The organism is Chitinophaga sp. 10T418 (genome assembly GCF_056394125.1).
Genome location: NZ_JBFTHG010000004.1, coordinates 250,444 through 269,058, shown reverse-complemented (window position 1 = coordinate 269,058; position 18,615 = coordinate 250,444). Strand labels below are relative to the sequence as shown.

Sequence of the window (18,615 nt, the reverse complement as noted above, 5' to 3'; positions counted from 1 at the left end):
TTGAGATCATTGGGCCTGTAATTCTTCCCAATATTCTGCTGCCCTGCGCGTATGCGGAATTACAATTGTTCCACCCACGATATTGGCCACTGCAAAGATTTCATACATCTCGTCCGTAGTCACTCCCTGCTCAAATGCTTTACCCAGGTGATATTTGATACAGTCGTCACAGCGCAGTACCATAGACGCCACCAGCCCGAGCATCTCCTTGGTTTTGGTACTCAGCGCGCCTTCCGCGTAAGTATTCGTGTCCAGGTTAAAAAGACGGTTGATGACTTTATTCTGTTTCCCCAGTATTACTTCGTTCATTTTACCACGGTAGTCGTTAAACTCCTGAATCGCATTAGCCATATAACTGCTGTTTATGTTGTTACGTTAATCGTTTCACACAATAAAGCTATGAAAGGATTTACAAATATAGACTAATCTACTGGCTAAGTAGACTATTTGACCTATAACCTGTATTTATGGATCATAACCAAAAGTTATTACGTTTATTTATGCCAATAAAATAGTCTATTGATATTATAGACTATTTGTATATTGAGTAGATAAACCCTCTTTAACAACAAGATCTGCATCACTTATGACTACAACCAACTTTGTTCGTTTGCTGGCGCTTCTGTTATGCGCCGGCGGGACTACTCAGGCGCAGGATAAGAAACTACTGGGATATACCGACAGCGCCGCCATAAAGCAATTACAACTGGAAAACCAATTCGACAAACAGCTGAGCAGCAGCCATATAGGCCAAACTATTCAGTCACTATCTTCCAAACCGCATCATATTAGCTCCGCAAGAGGCAAAGCCGTAGCAGAAGACATCCTGCAGCGCTTCAAAAGCTATGGCTGGGATGCTGAAATCGTGACCTACCAGGTGCTGTTCCCTACGCCTAAGGAAAGGCTGCTGGAACTGAAAGGACCCACTACCTACAAAGCGCTCCTGAAAGAACCAGCCCTGAAAGAAGATGCCACCTCCGGCCAGGAAGGACAACTGCCTACCTACAACGCCTGGAGTGCAGACGGAGATGTAGAAGGAGAGCTGGTATATGTTAACTATGGCCTTCCGGAAGATTATGAATACCTGGATCGTGCCGGTATCAGCGTAAAAGGCAAAATAGTGATCGCCAAATACGGCCGCTCCTGGCGCGGCAGCAAGCCCAAGGTAGCACAGGAACACGGAGCTGCCGGATGCATCATCTACTCCGATCCCAAAGATGATGGCTACTATAACGGAGACGTATATCCGAAAGGAGCTTTCAAAAATGAATATGGCGTACAACGTGGTTCTGTGATGGATATCGTGATATATCCCGGTGACCCGTTGACTCCTAACATAGGTGCTACTGCCGATGCCCAGCGGTTGGACCGCCAGCAGGCGCCTAACCTGTTGAAGATACCCGTATTGCCCATCAGCTATCACGATGCCACTCCTTTGCTGAAAGCGCTGGAAGGCCCTGTAGCACCGGAAGAATGGCGGGGCGCTTTACCATTTACCTATCATATTGGTGGTGGAAAAGCCCGGGTACACCTGAAACTGGCCTTCGACTGGCAGATACGTCCCTGCAATAATGTAATTGCGAAGCTGAAAGGCAGTGAACAACCCGACCAGTGGGTGATACGTGGTAACCACCACGATGCCTGGGTAAATGGTGCCGCCGATCCCATCAGCGGTTTAGCTGCCCTGCTGGAAGAGGCCAAAGCCATTGGCGAACTCCATAAACAAGGCTATCAGCCACGCCGCACGCTGGTATATTGCGCCTGGGACGGCGAAGAACCCGGCCTGCTCGGCTCTACAGAATGGGTGGAAGACCATGCAGCTGAACTGAAAGAAAAAGCGGTTGTTTACATCAACTCTGATGGTAATGGCCGCGGTTTTCTGAATGCCAGCGGCTCACATGCGCTGGAAACCCTGGTGAATGAGGTGGCCCGTGATATTACTGACCCTCAGACACAGGTGAGCATTCTCGCCCGCAAACAGGCGGCGGATGTGCTCAAAGCTGCTACGCCGAAAGCAAAGAAAGAAAAACTCGCTAAGCAAGGTATTGCTATCGGCGCCATGGGCTCCGGTTCCGACTATTCCTCTTTCCTGCAGCACCTGGGTGTGCCTTCTCTTGATTTGGGTTTTGGTGGAGAAGACGCAGGCGGAGAATATCACTCCATCTACGATTCTTACGACGACTACTCCCGCTTCAAAGATCCCAGCTTCAGTTATGGTGTGGCACTTTCTCAAACCGCCGGACATACTGTATTACGTTTAGCCGATGCCGTTAATCTGCCGTTCGACTTCCGTAAACTCTATGAAACTGTAAATGGATATGTAAACGAGTTAACCGAACTGGCGGGTAATCTGAGGGAATCTACTGCTATAGATAATCAACTGATCCGTGAGCGTAAATATCAGCTCACCACAGATACCGCAAAGCATTTATTGCCACCGGCACAGAAGTCTGAAGTGCCTTACCTGGATTTCTCTCCCCTGCAAAATGCATTGATTGGTTTAGATACAACTACCGTGGCATTGGCAGCTAAAAAGAACCTCACAGGTGCCGCTTTCAATAAAGCCCTGTATCAGGCAGAACAGCAGTTGCTAAGTGAAAAAGGACTCCCTGCCCGTGCATGGTATAAGCATACTTTGTATGCTCCCGGTTTCTATACCGGCTACGGTGTGAAAACAATTCCCGGTGTGAGAGAAGCCATTGAACAACGCCGGTGGACGGAAGCGCAGGAGCAGATCAGCATTGCTGCGGAGGCCATCAAAAGGTTGTCTAACTATTTAAATACCCTATCCCACGGGTCCTAGTTGTTACTTTTTTATTTAAAAGAATAGGGAAGATATGAACGGATTTATCCGCGTATATCTTCCCTATTCTTTTAAACAACATCATCAGCATCAGTGTAATCCCGGATAAGGCAATATCCGCTACTATCTTCCCGCAGCAGCCTGTTTCAGGTAATCCTTCACACCTTCCAGGATCTTTTCTGCCATCTGTTGCTGAAACGCAGGTTGCAGCACCTTTTCTTCATCTCCGGGGTTGCTGAGAAACAGGGTTTCTATCAGTGCATCCGGAAATTCAGTAGGGTTATTCAGAATAAAATTAAAGTCGGGATTGTTCCCGAAATCACGCAAGCCTGTTTGCAGTAAACGCTCATGGATAGCGGCATTAAGTGGTTCGCAGAAAGGTTGTTTGTAATAAGTGGCCGTACCATTTACATCTACAGGATTCACGGATGAATTCAGGTGAATGCTGAGTAGCAAATCGGGGTTAGCTCTTCGAAAGAACGATAACCGGTCTTCGTTGGCTACAAATTTTTCTGTGTAACGCGACATGATCACGGTACCGCCTTCTCTTTCCAGCATTGCTTTCAGTTGCAGCGACAGTGCCAGGGTAAGGGTTTTTTCCACCGCACCGGTAAGACCGGTAGCACCGGGATTGCTTCCTCCATGGCCCGGATCAATGCCGATAACGATATTTTTCAGCGATAGTTTTTCAGGTACACGTTTAACCTTGACCGTTATGCGGTTATTGTCGTAGTATACCTGGTACCCCCAGGGCGCATGTTGCAGCGAAATTACCAGGCGGCAAACATCCGGGGAGGGCTGTCCCCAGGCGATGGAAGTAATTTCTTTGGTGTTTTGCAGCAGGGTATTGAGTCCTTTTTCTGCATAGGCACCATGTATATCCAGTATGATTTTTTTAGAAGAAACGAGTTGGGTGGAAGTATAGGGCAACTTGTCTGACAAGGCTACAGAAACGTAATCGTATTTGTCATCGCCCCATATTTTAGCATCGTCTGCAATGCTGATGGGGAGTTGTTCCTGTGGAATTTCTGTATCTACCAAAGGCTCCGGTATAAAGGCGGTTGTTTTGGAAGATAGCTTTACTTTATAGTAGTCGCCTTGCTTGCCAACAATGTGCAGTAGTACATCTTTATCAAGATAACCAATCTTATCAGGACCAAGGCGGTCGCCATGCGGGCTGGAAGTAAGATAGGTCATGTTGTCGATGGTACGGCCGGTCAGTGGTATTTCATTGCGCATAACACTGTAGCGGTATGGGCTGCCAAGTATAGCTGTTTCTCCGCTGCGCTTACGCAACCGTACTATTATTTTGCCATTTAGCAGTGAGTCGGATGGTTGTATGATGTAGCTGCCACCGTAATAGCCGGGTACCCCACCCGTTTGGGAGGTGGGCATTTCGCGGAGGGGGGCGTTATTAAACCAGCTGGCTTCTTCACCCGGATAGCCCTTCATTCTTATCCGCAATGTGTCGCCTTCTGATAACTGAAGGTTCCCGGAGGGTGATATCTCTATAAAGTCTATGCGGAAAACATTGGTAGCACTTGCTGCCGGTGGCTGGTTGTAATAATAGGTGATGTTTTTCGTGTAGGTTTCACCGTTAGGTGTTTCGCTGGTAACGGCAAAACTGCTTCTGCCGGTGGGCAGCTCATATTTAGCGGCGAAAGTACCGGTGGAGTATACGTGTACGGTATCATTATTAATGCGGACGGTACAGCCAATACAGGTGCGACCGGCAATAAACTGTTTGGAGGTGCTTACATTATTTTGATCCCTTGAAGGCTGGCTGAGGCGCAGAGATGCCTGGCTGCTGGCTATAAAGGGGATACAAAGTACAACAACAATCTGAGGAAAAAACTTCGCTGATAGCATAATAACCTGTCATCAATATCTTGAAAGAGTGTAAAGATAAGCAGGTGAGGGGAATAGGAGAAAAAGCTTTTAGTCATTAGCTGTTAGCTTTTAGTAAATGCAGCGAAGATGATGTAATGTTGATCTTCGCTGCATTTACTAAAAGCTAATGGCTAACAGCTAAAAGCTGTATTTATTATCTGCAATGAGCTTGTCTGCAATTCTTCTGCGGGCATCTTTTGCATTAAAGGAAGCTGCTTTGGTGAAGCGTTTGAGGCCCAGTAACATCATGCGTTGTTCATCGCCTTCTGCGAAGCCGTTGATCGCATCTTTACCTGATTTATTGATACGGTCTGCTGCGTCATAAATAAAGGTACGTACAATATCGGCCTGCAGTTCAGCAGCGCTTTCGCCTTTGCTGTTAGTGAGTTTGATTAAACGCAGGAGGGCGCTTTCTGCCACAAATGTTTCAATGGCCATGTCAGCGATATCCATGAGGATTTCCTGCTCATTTTCCAGTTTTGCCATCAGCTTTTGAGCGGCGGCGCCGGCAGCCATGAGTATTGCTTTCTTGAAATTGACAATCATTTTTCTTTCCTGGCTGAAAGGAGTTTCATCATCGTTGCCGAAGTCTGGAATGCTTACCAGTTCTTTCATCACATTCATGGCCGGTGTCATCAGGTCCAGTTTACCTTTCAGGGCACGTTTCAGTGTCATGTCGATGGTAAGGAGACGGTTGATTTCATTGGTGCCTTCAAAGATGCGGTTGATGCGGGAATCACGATAAGCTTTTGAGATGATGTATTCATCACTGAAGCCGTTACCACCGTGAATCTGTACGCCTTCATCCACTACATAGTCCAGTACTTCGGAACCATTTACTTTCAGGATGGCGCATTCTACGGCATATTCTTCTGCGGCACCTAATAAGGCTTCATTGAAGGGTTTACCAGCGGCCAGCAATTCTCTTTCTTTATCATCTATCAGTTGAGCGGTGCGGAACAATGCTGATTCTGACGTCCAGGTACGGATCGCCATTTCCGCCAGTTTATGTTTGATAGCGCCGAAGTTGGCGATTGGTTGTTTAAACTGTGTACGGGTATTAGCGTATTGTACGGAGGTGTTGATGCACTTCTTTGAGGCGCCCAGTGCGGCGGCGCAGAGTTTCAACCGGCCTATATTCAGGATGTTGAAGGCTATCAGGTGACCTTTGCCAATTACTCCCAGTACATTTTCTGCAGGTATTTTTGCATCCTGGAAATAGATCTGGCGGGTAGAGGAACCTTTGATACCCATTTTATGTTCTTCCGCGCCCAGTGTAAATCCGGGTGTGCCCTTGTCTACAATGAATGCGGTGAATTTGTCGCCATCAATTTTTGCAAAAACAGTAAATACATCTGCAAAACCGGAATTGGTGATCCAGCTTTTCTGGCCATTTAAAATGTAGTATTTGCCGTCTTCCGTCAGTTTAGCAGTGGTTTTGGCTCCCAGCGCATCAGAGCCGGAATCTGGTTCTGTAAGGGCATAGGCGCCTTTCATTTCACCACTGGCGAGTTTCGGAATGTATTTTTGTTTTTGTTCTTCGGTACCAAAGTAAAGGATCGGCAGGGAACCGATACCGGTATGCGCTGCCATGGCAACAGAGAAAGAGTGACCTGCACCCAGTCCTTCGTTGATGATTGTAGCTGTCACAAAATCTTTACCCAGTCCGCCGTATTCTTCCGGGAAAGAAGCACCTAACAGACCCTGTTCACCCGCTTTCTCCAAAAGCGATTGCATCAAACCTTCTTCCTGTTTGTCTATTCTTTCAACAATAGGTGTTACCTCCTTACTGATGAACTGATCTGCCATGTCTTTGATCATCAGCTGTTCTTCCGAAAAGTCTTCGGGAGTAAACACATCCTCAGGAGCACTTTCCTTGACCAGGAATTCTGCGCCTTTCAGCGCAGTCTTATTTTCAACTGTTGCGTCCATGTTACTGAATTTTTGGTAGTTCTGTAATTTACTGAAAAAAGCAGAAAGGGAAATCTGTCTGTACCAGGATTATACTGATTATACTGATTCCCTGGATTCCTTTATTTTTAACTGAATGTAAACCAATTAGATTACTCATCTTTGCAGCTTGTAATTTTTAACAAAAAATAAATCAGCATAATCAGTAATCCTGGTTCAGACAATTTCCGCGGCTAACTACCCGCTTTGCGCATTATTCACTATCATTGTCCCCCTTTTATGCCTGATTTTTATCTGTCATATTTGAAAAGCCGGTTTCACGGCACCTGCGAAGGTGCAGGCAGCGAACTATTGATTTGCTTGCATGGCTTTGGTGAAAGTGCTGCTCATTTTCGTCCGCTTATCGCCACTTTAGGGGATACCTTTACCATGGTGGCCCTGGACATGCCGCTACACGGAAGTACCGAATGGGCCGAAAACCGGGTATTTGAGAAAGAAGACCTGGTAGCCCTGGTGCAGATGGTATTGCAGCAGCAGGGCAAGGAAAGATTTTCACTGTTAGGCTACAGCATGGGTGGACGGCTATCGTTATGCCTGGTAGAAAAGTTGGCGGATCGCATCGATCACCTGATCCTGGCAGCAGCAGATGGACTGAGAAATAACCCCTGGCATATGTTTGTGACTCAAACCTCGGTTGGCAACAAATTATTTAAATACAATACCTATCACCCGCAGTTGTTTTTTGCCCTGTTGCATACGTGGCGCAAATTAGGACTGCTGAATCAGAGCATCTATAAATTTGCGCTGCACCGGATGAATGAGGTGGAGAAGCGGGAGCTGGTGTATAACGTATGGACAAATCTGCGACATATGATGCCGGATAAAAAGCGTTGTAAACAATTATTATCACGTTATCACGTTTTAACCCTCCTGATCTTTGGGAAATATGATCGTGTAATTCCACCTGTATTAGGTACCCGCTTTGCGGATGATTCATTTCCCTCTAAAATTCTGGTACTGGAAAAAGGGCATCAGCTGATATCGGAGCAGCTTGGGCTCATCATCAAAGAAAATCTTTAACCTGGATGCATTTTTTTGTAATAATAGTAATTGGATTGGCCTTAGGCTATGGTATACTGATGCTTTGGTATAGCCTGGGCTGGAAGCGATTGAAGAAGTTTTCCCCGGTGGCACACCCTGTCGGGCATACAAAGGTAACTGTGATTATCCCCGCCAGAAATGAAGCCGATAACCTGCCGGCCCTGCTGGAAGCATTGCACCGGCAAACGTATCATGCCACCTTCCTGGAAGTAATTATCATTGATGATTTTTCAACAGACGATACGGCTGCAGTTATCCGTAATTACCCGGCAGAAAATATTCACCTGCTGGAGCTAAGTCAGCACCTGGATCAACAGGAGCGTCTTAATTCCTATAAGAAAAAGGCCATTGAAATAGCCATATCACAGGCCACCGGCGATCTTATAGTTACAACAGATGCAGATTGTGTAATGGGGCCGCGCTGGATTGAAACCCTGGTACAATACTATGAGCAACATCAACCTAAATTTATAGCGGCACCAGTAAGCTTCTACAAAGAACATAACTTCTTTAAAAGATTACAGTCGCTGGACTTCATGACCATGCAGGGCATTACCGGCGCTGCGGCCGCACTGGCGTCGGGCACTATGTGCAATGGTGCTAACCTGGCTTATGAAAAGCAGGCGTTTCACGATGTAGGGGGATTCGGTGGGATCGACAATATTGCTTCCGGTGATGATATGCTGCTGATGTACAAAATCTATAGCGCTTATCCGGAAGGCGTGATGTACCTGAAATGTGAGGATGCCATTGTACGCACCCTGGCTGTAGACACTCTGAAAGACTTCATGAATCAGCGTATCCGCTGGTCATCCAAAGCAGATAAGTATGAAGATAAAAGACTGACCTGGGTTTTATTGCTGGTATATCTTTTCAATGCGGGGTTGCTGGCCATGGCGGTGATTGCACTTTTTCTGCCGGTGTGGTGGCCCTGGTTCCTGATCATTCTGTTATTTAAAGTGACGCTGGAACTATATTTCCTGCTGCCCGTAGCCAGGTTTTTCAATAAAACAGAACTCCTGTTATGGTTTATTCCCGGGCAGATATTTCATATTCCTTATATTGTAATTGCAGGCTGGCTGGGGAAGTTTGGTAGTTATCAGTGGAAGGGCCGCCAGGTAAACTAAATACGCCTCCTTTGTCAAATATGCAATCTTCCTGGAAACGATTACGCCGCAATAAGGGTGCGGTGGCTGGTTTGCTGGTCATTACCCTCTCTGTATTTATCAGCGTAACGGCCTATTTCATTGCACCCGATCATACACCGGATGCCAACAGGATGGTATTGGAAATAGAGGGGCAGCATCCCGGATTCCAGGTAACTATGCTGGCCATTCGGAAAGAACAGCCGGTAAAGGCTACCGCTGTTTTCCCTCGATTGCTGTTCGGCGCGGAATCTGACATGACCTGGATCCCAATACGGTCCTGGCAGTTCAGGGATAGCGTACTCGTCATTCAACGCTACGTGGATGAATCTACCAGTCGGGAAGAAATTTATCCGCTCACCACTATCTGGTATGGGAAGCCTCCGGTTTCTCCGCTTTCAACCCGCGATTTACAGGCAAACATCAGGAAGGAACGCATTTTTTTCCGCACCTATTGGCTGGGCACCGATAAATTTGGCCGGGATATTTTAAGTCGCTTGATAGTAGGCACCCGTGTAAGTCTTGGTGTAGGCTGCATCGCCGTTGTCATATCCCTTAGCATCGGTGTGATACTGGGTGCGGTAGCGGGTTATTTCAAAGGACGAACCGATGACGTGGTCATGTGGCTGGTGAATGTGGTATGGTCCATGCCTACGCTGTTGCTGGTGTTTGCGCTCACATTGGCGCTGGGCAAAGGTTTCTGGCAGGTATTTATTGCTGTTGGGGTAACCATGTGGGTAGGGGTAGCCCGTATTATCCGCGGGCAGGTGCTGGCCATCCGGGAGTTGGAGTTTGTAGAAGCTGCCCGTGCGCTGGGTTACAGCCATATAAGAATCATTGCAAAACATATTTTACCTAATATTATGGGGCCGGTAATGGTAGTTGCCGCCGGTAATTTCGCAACCGCCATCGTAGTAGAGGCGGGGCTTAGCTTCCTGGGGGTAGGGGTGCAACCACCGCAGCCATCCTGGGGATTGATGATTAAGGAGAATTATAACTTTATTATCACCCACAATCCTTTGCTGGCGCTGGCACCTGGCATCGCTATTATGCTATTGGTGCTGGCATTCAATTTATTGGGAAATGGATTGCGCGATGCTCTTGATGTGCGAAGTAAAATTTGATTTGCATATAAAAAAAAGCTAATTTCATACTCCTATATACACTTGAGATGATATTATTGAAAACCTACCTCCCAGCAATTTTAGCCATTGCACTAATAACTTTTTCTTCCTGTAAGAAGAAGAAAGGAAGCGATCCTGCGCCTAGTACGCAGGAGGAATCACTGGCATTTGAACTGCCGGAGATAAAGGTGGGTCAGTACAATCAAGTCCTGGACAGTACCTATGGTTTAAAGGTAAGCATCACTTCGAAAATACCTGATAAAGGGGTAAAGGTGACGCTGAATGTTGCCACAGAAACGGGTAATATTCCGTTGGGGCAGGACGCCATTGCCGATATAAAGACGACGCCTTTTACTATTACACTGAAGCACCTGAAACCGTTAAAAACATACACGGTAACAATTACGCTGGCCTCCCTGGGTAATACCGCCAATGTTACGTCTCCAAAGGTGTTTAATATTACCAATAAGTCTGCGGAATAAGCGATAATCTCAAAATCAGTCTCTCCCGAAACTAAAATTGTGTAGGTTTGCAAGCTCGCAGACAAAGGAATCGTTTATGCAAATTGCTGTTAATGCCGCTTGTTTACGACAGGACATGCCTGCCGATACCGGGAGAGTGGCAACTGAAATAATACTGGCGATGTGCCGGCAACAGCCAGGTCATCAGTTCACTTTATTTTTTGATGGGGAGATACCAACCGGACTAAGCTTCCCGGCAAATGTGACCAAGGTAATATTGCCCCTGAAAGGTAATAAAGCCTGGCATCTTTACTGGTGGCTGGAATGGCAGCTGGTACGGGCTATGAAGCCTTTCCGCCCGGACATGTTCCTGGGACTGGACGGCGCATTACCCCTGCGCAGTAAAATCCCTGCCGGCTTGCTGGTAAGGGATCTGTCCTTTTTAAGAGATGCTGGTTTACAACCCCGCGTACAACAGCGGGCGCTGAAGAAGAATACCGCGAAATACCTGGAACGTGCCAGGAGAATAGCGGCGTTATCTGATACCAGCAGGGACGAAATACTTCGCTATGCGCCGGCCGTGAAAGATAAACTGACAAGACTGGATACCGGTTTAAGCATGCTTTACAAACCATTGGAATGGGAGCAGCGGGAAGCAGTGAAGAAAGCGTTTACCGGCGGAGCGGAATATTTCCTGGTAACAGGGAGTCTGCATCCACGAAATAATATTATCCCGGTGCTGAAAGCTTTTTCGGCATTGAAGAAACGGCAGCGTAGTAATATCAAGCTGGTGCTGGCTGGAACTATTACCACTGCAGGAGCCGATATTGCTGCTGCCTTGCAAAGTTATAAGTTCCGGCAGGACGTAGTTAATGTGGAGGCGGCAGACGAAGATACCCTGGCGAGGTTAACGGGTGCAGCTTATGCGCTCGTGTATCCGTCCAGGTTCGAAGGATTGGCTTTGCCCATCTATGCAGCGCACCGTTGCGAAGTGCCGGTGATTGCATTGGATAGTGCGGCGGCCCGGGAAGCAGGCGGGGATACCGTGTTGTATGCTGATCCGGCCAGCCTGGACGATTTATCCGAAAAGATGAGTCTTTTATATAAAGATGAGCAGTTGCGTACACGACTGCTGGCCAAAGTGCCTCCCATTAAGCCTTTCAGTAGCTGGGAGCAGGCAGCAGCGCAATTGTGGACACATTTAACCGCATAAAAGAGACGATATTTTATGTCCGAATGGCCTTGTTAACGCCAGCCAATTTCCGGTTTCCGGAAAACCGGCGTCTGAAAATCAGCAAATGATGGCTATTTTTGCGCTTTAATTGAAAATCATGAGTACGATATCTACTATAAAGATCCAGGTTGGGCTGGACGATCAGAAGGTGCCCGAGTCAATAGAGTGGAGCGCTACAGATAATAAAGACGAAAAAATGATCAAAGCCAAGGGCATGATCGTATCTTTCTGGGATCCGGCTGAAAAGGTGGCCCTCCGCATTGACCTGTGGACAAAAGATATGATGGTGGATGAAATGGCGGATTTCTTTTTTCAGACTATGATGACCATGGCCGATACCTATGGAAGAGCCACTCCTTATAAAGACCAGGCCGATGAAATGCGTGCTTTTGCCAAGGATTTCTTTAAGAAATTCCAGGATAAACAGGCAGCAGAAGGACAATAATCCATTAAACCTTACCATATGTCATTAGAATTAAATATCAACGCAGAAATCAAAACTGCGATGCTGGGTAAAAAGGAAGCTGACCTGCGTGCACTCCGTGCAATCAAGGCGGCTATACTGGTTGCTAAAACTGCTGAAGGAGCAAGTGGAGATCTGACAGAAGCTGACGAGTCGAAGATTTTGCAGAAGCTGGCCAAGCAAAGAAAAGATTCCCTGGAAATTTTCCGTGCACAGAACCGTGAAGACCTGGCAGTAAAAGAAGAAGAAGAACTGGTTATTATTGAACGTTTCCTGCCCAAGCAGATGAGCGAGGCTGAATTACGTACAGCCATTACCGATATTATTGCCTCCACCGGCGCCAGCTCACCCGCTGATATGGGTAAAGTAATGGGCGCTGCTACCAAACAACTGGCCGGCAAAGCTGATGGAAAGGCTATTTCCGCGCTGGTAAAAGAACTGCTTAGCAAATAATTTGAAAGGAGCCGGGCATTTTTTGACAGGATAATGGGTGCTGGCCGAAAGGCGGGTCACTGGTTTCTGTCAGAAAATGACCCGTCCTTATAGCTCTATCATGCCTATAGACATTATTTTTGCTATTATCATGGTCTTTGCCCTTTACAGAGGGTATACCCGTGGATTGATAGTAGCCTTGTTTTCGCTGGTAGCAGTCATACTGGGACTGGCCGCCGCCCTGAAATTATCGGCGGTTACCGCTTTGTATGTACAGCAGCATTGGGATATGCATTCCCGTTGGGTGCCTGTTCTTTGTTTCATTTGCCTGTTCCTGGGAGTGATCCTGTTGGTAAGGCTGGGTGCCGGGATGTTACAGAAGCTGGTGGAAATGGTGATGCTGGGTTGGCTGAATAAACTGGGGGGAATACTGTTGTATAGCGTTATATTTATAATAATTTATAGTGTAATGCTATGGATGGCCAACCAGGTATACTGGCTTAGCCCCGAAACAAAGCTGCAATCTGTTGTATATCCATATATTGAGAATATTGGCCCGTGGGTGTTGGATCATATTGGACAAGTGATTCCGGTTTTTAAGAATATGTTTGCCCAATTGCAGTCATTTTTCGAGACGGCGGCGCATCATATCCAACCTGGATAACTCGTTTCAAAGATTATTTAGATTAATAAAAAGAATTATTTTAGCGTAAAATTGACTTTCAAGATTTGGCAATGGATTACGAAATCAAAACACAGGGTAAGTTTAATTTTATAGAAGAAGGAGAAGGAGAACCGCTGGTATTATTGCATGGACTTTTTGGTGCTTTGAGCAATTTCTCGCACATGATCGAATATTTCAGGCAATATAATAAGGTGGTGATCCCGATGTTACCCCTGTACGATTTAAACATCCTGGAAACATCGGTAGGGGGATTGGCCAAATATGTGCACAAGTTTATTGAAACCAGGGGCTACAAAAATGTAAACCTGCTGGGCAATTCACTGGGAGGTCATGTGGCATTGGTATACCTGCTGAAACACCCTGAAGCATCTATTAAATCACTGACCCTGACCGGCAGTTCCGGCTTGTTCGAAAATGGAATGGGCGAAACCTATCCTAAACGCGGAGACTATGAATACATCCGCAAAAAAGCAGAACTTACTTTTTACGATCCGAAAATCGCTACCAAAGAGCTGGTAGATGAAATGTTCGAAATTGTAAACAACCGCCTGAAAGTGATTAAAATTATCACCCTGGCAAAATCCGCCATCCGCCACAATCTCGGCGATGAGCTGCAGGACATCAAACAACCAACCTTACTGATCTGGGGTATGAACGATACTGTAACGCCCCCAATGGTAGGAGAAGAATTTAAAAAGCTGATACCTAATTCTGAATTGCAGTTTATTGATAAATGCGGACACGCTCCTATGATGGAAGTACCCGATGAATTCAACAAAATCCTGCATGCTTTCCTGGAGAAACTGAAACATCATCCTGCCAGTTAAACCGGTATTTTCCCGGTTGCTTTCTGACTGTACCAAAAGGTGCAGTGGTTTCGCGTACATGTAATTTCTTTTTCTGTTGGCATATTCTTTCCTATTATTGTGTAAGAATACGCTACACATGATTGCCAGAGAACTCATATCTTCAGTACCTGTTCTGCATCCTTCGGATACAGGAGCAAAGGCGCTGCGTCTGATGAACGAATATCATCTGACGCAACTACCAATGGTAGTAGATAGCAAATACCTGGCCCTGGTGGAGGAAGACGAGATCATGGATCTCGAAGACCCTGATGTACCCCTGGAATCTATGGAGTACGGAAGTACCCGCCCGGCTGTCATGGAATATGCTCATCTCTTTGAAGCGCTTAAACTTTTTTACGATTTTAAACTGTCTGCCCTTCCGGTAGTTACCAAGGAAAATGAATACCTCGGTATCATTACCAAAGATAACCTCCTGGCAGCTTTAGCAAGATATAACGGGGTGAAGGAACCCGGTGGTATCATCTCTTTTGAAGTAGATCCGCGCGACTACGCCCTCAGTGAAATTGCCCGTATAGCAGAGTCAAATGATGTAACCCTGCTGAGCGTAAATACCATTACCAACCCGGTTACCGGTAAGCTGGAAGTGATATTGAAAACAAACAGACAGGAATTACAGGGATTGGTGGCCACCTTCGAAAGGTTTAACTACGTGATTAAATACATTTTCGCGGAAGAACCTGAAGAAGAACTCCTCAAAAAGAATTACGATCTGCTGATGAATTATATCAGCATGTAGTTTTTCCGGAGCCGGATTACATTGATTTTATTTTGTTGGATTTATAATGATTAGCGAAGATAAATGTGGATATATCCACATCTGTCTTCGCTGATTTTTTTAATCAGCAGCAAGATAAAATCCGCATACTGCTTTTCATTATATTTGGATATTGTCAACATGTTTTAAAATTTTACAGGACCTACATGCTGAGATGCTGTTACTACCTGCTGGCCATGATCTGCCTGTTGGGAATAGTGTTACCGGAAATTGCTGAAGGACAGTCTGTTGCTGCAAAGGATAGCAGCTACTTGGTGGTACGTAATATCATCGTAACGGGAAATAAACAAACCCGCACCTCGATTATTTTACGTGAAATCAGCACTGTACCAGGAGATACGATCTATTATCGCGACCTGGCCAATACCCTCGAAGAGCGGCGTAAACAGCTGCTCAATACCTCCCTCTTTCTGAACGTTACCGCCAATATAAAAAACTGGAACGGTGATAATGCCGACCTCGTATTTGAAGTATGGGAACGCTGGTACACCTTTGCCTATCCGATCTTTAAACTGGCAGATCGCAACTTTAACCAGTGGTGGGTAGAAAAAAAACATAGTCTCAGCCGCGTTAATATAGGCGTAAGCGGTAACCAGGAGAATCTGACCGGCCGCAATGATGCGCTGAATGCTGCTTTACAGTTCGGCTACACCCAACGCTTTGCTCTTCAATATAATCTGCCCTATATCGATAAACATTTTCGTCATGGGATAGGCATCATCGCTTCCTATAAGCGTAACCGTGAGGTGAACGACAGCACCAGCAATAATAAACAACAGTTTTTCCGGAAAGATGAGTTCTTACGCCAGGTATATGTGGTAGGACTTAACTACAGCTATCGTCCGGCGATTAATACACGGCACCAGGTTTTTGTGAACTATAACTACGAAAAAGTAGCGGATTCTGTCGCCATTCTTAACCCTAACTACCTGGGGCATGGCCGTACCCGTATACGTTTCCTCGATATTACCTACCGCTTAACCTATATTAAAGCTGATAGTTGGGTATATCCCCTGAAAGGTTTTAACCTGGTGGCAGAAGTGGGTAAAAAAGGACTGGGCCCCTGGGACGATATTAATGATGTTCATTTCCGGCTTAACATGGCTAAATACTGGGAACTACGCCCCAAAACCTTTGCGGCACTTGGTATTCGCAGTCAGGCCAAGTTCTCGAATGAACAGCCATATATTAACCAGCAGGCGTTGGGTTACGGCGATGATTACCTGCGCGGGCTGGAATATTATGTGATAGATGGCACCAGCTTCGCAGTGCTTAAATCCACCCTCCGTCAGGAATTATTGTCTTTTAAACTAAAGCTTCCCATCGTTCCTAAAAAATTCAACACCGTTCCGGTGCGCATCCTTGCAAAAGTATTCGGGGACGCGGGTTATGCCTACAGTAAGTACCCGGGCAATGGTTTCCTCAATAACCGGATGTTATATACCGCAGGTGTGGGGGTAGACATTGTTTCGTTCTACGATACCTGCCTGCGGATAGAGTATAGCTTTAACCAGTTAGGGCAAAAAGGACTATTTTTACACACGAGCGTGGATATGTAACTGTGGAGCTGTTAGCTTTTTGCCGTTAGCTTTTAGAAAAGCGGCACTAGCAGCTGGCAGCTAACAGCTAAAAGCTTAGAAAAATTATGCAGGTAGCACTATATAGCAGGGGATTTATTACAGAAGATATCGCAAACATCCGCTTATTGCTGGAAGAATTGCAGCGGGCAGAAATAGAGGCCATCATTTATGAGCCTTTTTACCGTACCCTCCAGCAGCATATTCCCTTCGAAAGCGTTCCTTTACTTTTTAGTTCTGCAGAAGATTTGCCGGGGAAAATTGACTTTCTGATGAGTCTTGGTGGCGATGGTACGCTGCTGGATACGGTTTGTTATGTGCGCGATACCAATATTCCTGTGATCGGTATTAATTTTGGGCGCCTGGGCTTCCTGGCCAGTATTGGTAAAGAGGAAATTCATGCGCTGGTAAAGGCGTTGCTGAACCGTACCTATGTGGTAGATCAGCGGTCGCTGTTGCACCTGGATGCTAATGTGCCCCTTTTCGGAGATGTGCCTTATGCCCTGAATGAGTTTACCATTCACAAAAAGGATACTTCTGCCATGGTGAAGATCCATACTTACCTGAACGGAGAATTCCTGAATACTTATTGGGCAGATGGACTGATAGTGGCTACACCTACCGGATCAACCGGATATTCACTGAGTTGTGGCGGCCCTATTGTATTTCCGGATGCCGGCAATTTTGTAATTACCCCGGTGGCGCCGCATAATCTGAATGTAAGGCCCATCATTGTTCCAAATAATAATATCATTTCTTTCGAAGTAGAAGGACGCAGTGATCAGTTTCTGTGTACTATGGATAGTCGCATGGAAACAATTGATAATACTGTGCAGTTGGCTATTAAAAAGGAAGAATTCAAGCTGAGCTTGCTAAGGCTGGATGACAGCAATTTTCTGCACACGTTGCGCAATAAATTATTATGGGGTATTGACGCGCGGAACACGATTAAAATATAGAAATGTAAAATATATTGTTACATTTACAAATATATTGCCCGCTGATTGTAATATAAATTATGCCCGGGACTGAGGCGTTCGTTTAAACAGTAAGCATAATCATCAGCCATACATTAAATAAATCCGGCATTTTAGCGTTTAAGTAGAACTGATTTATGCTGAAACCTTTTCTATATCTAAAATATATCCCCTTATTATTGCTGTTGGCGACAGGTTGTCTGTTTGCAAATCGTGCATCTGCGCAGAATGAGTTGTCATATGTAGGGGAGTTGGGTTTATCCATTGGCGGGGCGCAATACTTTGGGGATCTGAATACCCGGGGAGCGTTGAATACGCTGAAACCTGCTGTGGGTATATACTATAGAAAGTATATGAATGATTATGTAGGTGTACGGGTGCATGGTCGGTACATGCAGTTGGGTTACTCCGACGTGTACAACAAAAATGAATTTCAAAATCGCCGCAACCTCAGTTTCAATACTAATTTGTTTGAATTGTCCCTGCAGGGGGACTTTAATTTTTTCCGGTTTGAGCCCGGAAGCCTATATGAGCGGTTTTCGCCCTATCTCACAGGGGGAGCCAGTATTTTTTATTACAACCCTTATACTTATCTTGGCGGCGTGAAATATTTTTTACAGCCTATGCGTACCGAAGGGCAGGGAACTGCCTTGTATCCGGATCGCAAGCCCTATAGCCTGGTATCTTATGCCTGGTTAATAGGAGGGGGCTTTAAATATAATATTTCCAAAAAGGTGAATGTGGGTCTCGAAGCCCTGTATCGTTTTACGCAAACTGATTACCTGGACGATGTAAGTACTACTTACGCCGGCCCTGCTGCTTTTCCTGCCTTACCTAACGGGCAGCCAACGGTAGCAGCGCAATTGCAGGACAGGTCGGGGGTAAAAGGTACACCTATCGGGGTAATGGGCCGGCAGCGCGGGAATAGCCGGGATAAGGATCAGTTTTTAACGATTGAGCTCACGATCAGCATTCTTTTTACTTCTTACAACTGTAAATTTTAATTTAAGAAGAAAATACTTTCTGCCGGCGGCCTTTCCATACCTGCGAACCGCCTTCATCGGTCTCCGAAATTGCTAAAATCCCCACTGGTATTGAATTCGCTGTTAAAACTACGTTAAAACACCTTCTTAGGCTTTGCCAAAAAAGTCATTACTCTATTTTTGTA

The 18,615-nt window shown here is 45.9% G+C and carries 17 protein-coding genes; 14 read left to right on the top strand and 3 right to left on the bottom strand.

Features of this window, described 5'->3' with window-relative positions:
- Positions 1–6: 6 nt before the first annotated feature.
- Positions 7–351: a carboxymuconolactone decarboxylase family protein gene (locus AC1DCV_RS13260; protein WP_133807561.1), complete on the bottom strand. Its 345-nt coding sequence runs from the start codon at positions 349–351 to the stop codon at positions 7–9.
- Between the two features lie 235 nt (positions 352–586).
- On the opposite strand from AC1DCV_RS13260, the gene AC1DCV_RS13255 reads away from it, so the two are divergent.
- Positions 587–2,803, top strand: a complete 2,217-nt coding sequence (locus AC1DCV_RS13255; RefSeq protein ID WP_477023600.1) for a transferrin receptor-like dimerization domain-containing protein — start codon at positions 587–589, stop codon at positions 2,801–2,803.
- A gap of 123 nt (positions 2,804–2,926) precedes the next feature.
- Here AC1DCV_RS13255 and AC1DCV_RS13250 read toward each other — a convergent pair whose 3' ends face one another.
- Both AC1DCV_RS13250 and AC1DCV_RS13245 read right to left on the bottom strand, forming a co-directional pair.
- The gene (locus AC1DCV_RS13250) at positions 2,927–4,672 is read right to left on the bottom strand and encodes an N-acetylmuramoyl-L-alanine amidase (RefSeq protein ID WP_477023599.1); all 1,746 of its coding nucleotides are present in this window, start codon (positions 4,670–4,672) and stop codon (positions 2,927–2,929) included.
- A 159-nt stretch (positions 4,673–4,831) separates the two neighbouring features.
- The gene (locus AC1DCV_RS13245; RefSeq protein WP_477023598.1) at positions 4,832–6,625 is read right to left on the bottom strand and encodes an acyl-CoA dehydrogenase family protein; all 1,794 of its coding nucleotides are present in this window, start codon (positions 6,623–6,625) and stop codon (positions 4,832–4,834) included.
- Positions 6,626–6,907: 282 nt separating this feature from the next.
- On the opposite strand from AC1DCV_RS13245, the gene AC1DCV_RS13240 reads away from it, so the two are divergent.
- The 13 genes from AC1DCV_RS13240 to porG all read left to right on the top strand — a co-directional run bounded on the left by AC1DCV_RS13240 (position 6,908) and on the right by porG (position 18,451).
- Positions 6,908–7,684 (top strand): alpha/beta fold hydrolase, encoded by a 777-nt coding sequence (locus AC1DCV_RS13240; RefSeq protein ID WP_477023597.1) that lies wholly within the window; start codon positions 6,908–6,910, stop codon positions 7,682–7,684.
- 5 nt (positions 7,685–7,689) lie between these two features.
- A complete protein-coding gene (locus tag AC1DCV_RS13235) occupies positions 7,690–8,832 on the top strand; it encodes a glycosyltransferase (RefSeq protein ID WP_477023596.1) in 1,143 nt (380 codons plus the stop codon).
- A gap of 20 nt (positions 8,833–8,852) precedes the next feature.
- Positions 8,853–9,974, top strand: a complete 1,122-nt coding sequence (locus AC1DCV_RS13230) for an ABC transporter permease (protein WP_477023943.1) — start codon at positions 8,853–8,855, stop codon at positions 9,972–9,974.
- A 47-nt stretch (positions 9,975–10,021) separates the two neighbouring features.
- Positions 10,022–10,456 (top strand): hypothetical protein, encoded by a 435-nt coding sequence (locus AC1DCV_RS13225; protein WP_477023595.1) that lies wholly within the window; start codon positions 10,022–10,024, stop codon positions 10,454–10,456.
- Between the two features lie 76 nt (positions 10,457–10,532).
- Positions 10,533–11,648, top strand: coding sequence for a glycosyltransferase (locus AC1DCV_RS13220; RefSeq protein ID WP_477023594.1), 1,116 nt, complete (start codon positions 10,533–10,535; stop codon positions 11,646–11,648).
- Positions 11,649–11,766: 118 nt separating this feature from the next.
- On the top strand, positions 11,767–12,114 hold the full coding sequence (gldC, locus tag AC1DCV_RS13215; RefSeq protein ID WP_477023593.1) for a gliding motility protein GldC: 348 nt from the start codon (positions 11,767–11,769) through the stop codon (positions 12,112–12,114).
- 18 nt (positions 12,115–12,132) lie between these two features.
- A complete protein-coding gene (locus AC1DCV_RS13210) occupies positions 12,133–12,585 on the top strand; it encodes a GatB/YqeY domain-containing protein (RefSeq protein ID WP_441577771.1) in 453 nt (150 codons plus the stop codon).
- A gap of 100 nt (positions 12,586–12,685) precedes the next feature.
- Positions 12,686–13,228 carry a CvpA family protein gene (locus AC1DCV_RS13205; protein WP_477023592.1) on the top strand — a complete coding sequence of 181 codons (543 nt, stop codon included), beginning with the start codon at positions 12,686–12,688 and terminating at the stop codon, positions 13,226–13,228.
- A 71-nt stretch (positions 13,229–13,299) separates the two neighbouring features.
- Positions 13,300–14,076 carry an alpha/beta fold hydrolase gene (locus AC1DCV_RS13200; protein WP_441577773.1) on the top strand — a complete coding sequence of 259 codons (777 nt, stop codon included), beginning with the start codon at positions 13,300–13,302 and terminating at the stop codon, positions 14,074–14,076.
- A 118-nt stretch (positions 14,077–14,194) separates the two neighbouring features.
- On the top strand, positions 14,195–14,854 hold the full coding sequence (locus AC1DCV_RS13195; protein WP_331959711.1) for a CBS domain-containing protein: 660 nt from the start codon (positions 14,195–14,197) through the stop codon (positions 14,852–14,854).
- Positions 14,855–15,039: 185 nt separating this feature from the next.
- A complete protein-coding gene (locus tag AC1DCV_RS13190) occupies positions 15,040–16,452 on the top strand; it encodes a POTRA domain-containing protein (protein WP_477023591.1) in 1,413 nt (470 codons plus the stop codon).
- 86 nt (positions 16,453–16,538) lie between these two features.
- Positions 16,539–17,429 (top strand): NAD kinase, encoded by an 891-nt coding sequence (locus AC1DCV_RS13185; RefSeq protein ID WP_441577775.1) that lies wholly within the window; start codon positions 16,539–16,541, stop codon positions 17,427–17,429.
- A gap of 155 nt (positions 17,430–17,584) precedes the next feature.
- Positions 17,585–18,451, top strand: a complete 867-nt coding sequence (gene porG, locus AC1DCV_RS13180) for a type IX secretion system protein PorG (protein WP_441577776.1) — start codon at positions 17,585–17,587, stop codon at positions 18,449–18,451.
- The last annotated feature ends 164 nt before the right edge of the window (positions 18,452–18,615 follow it).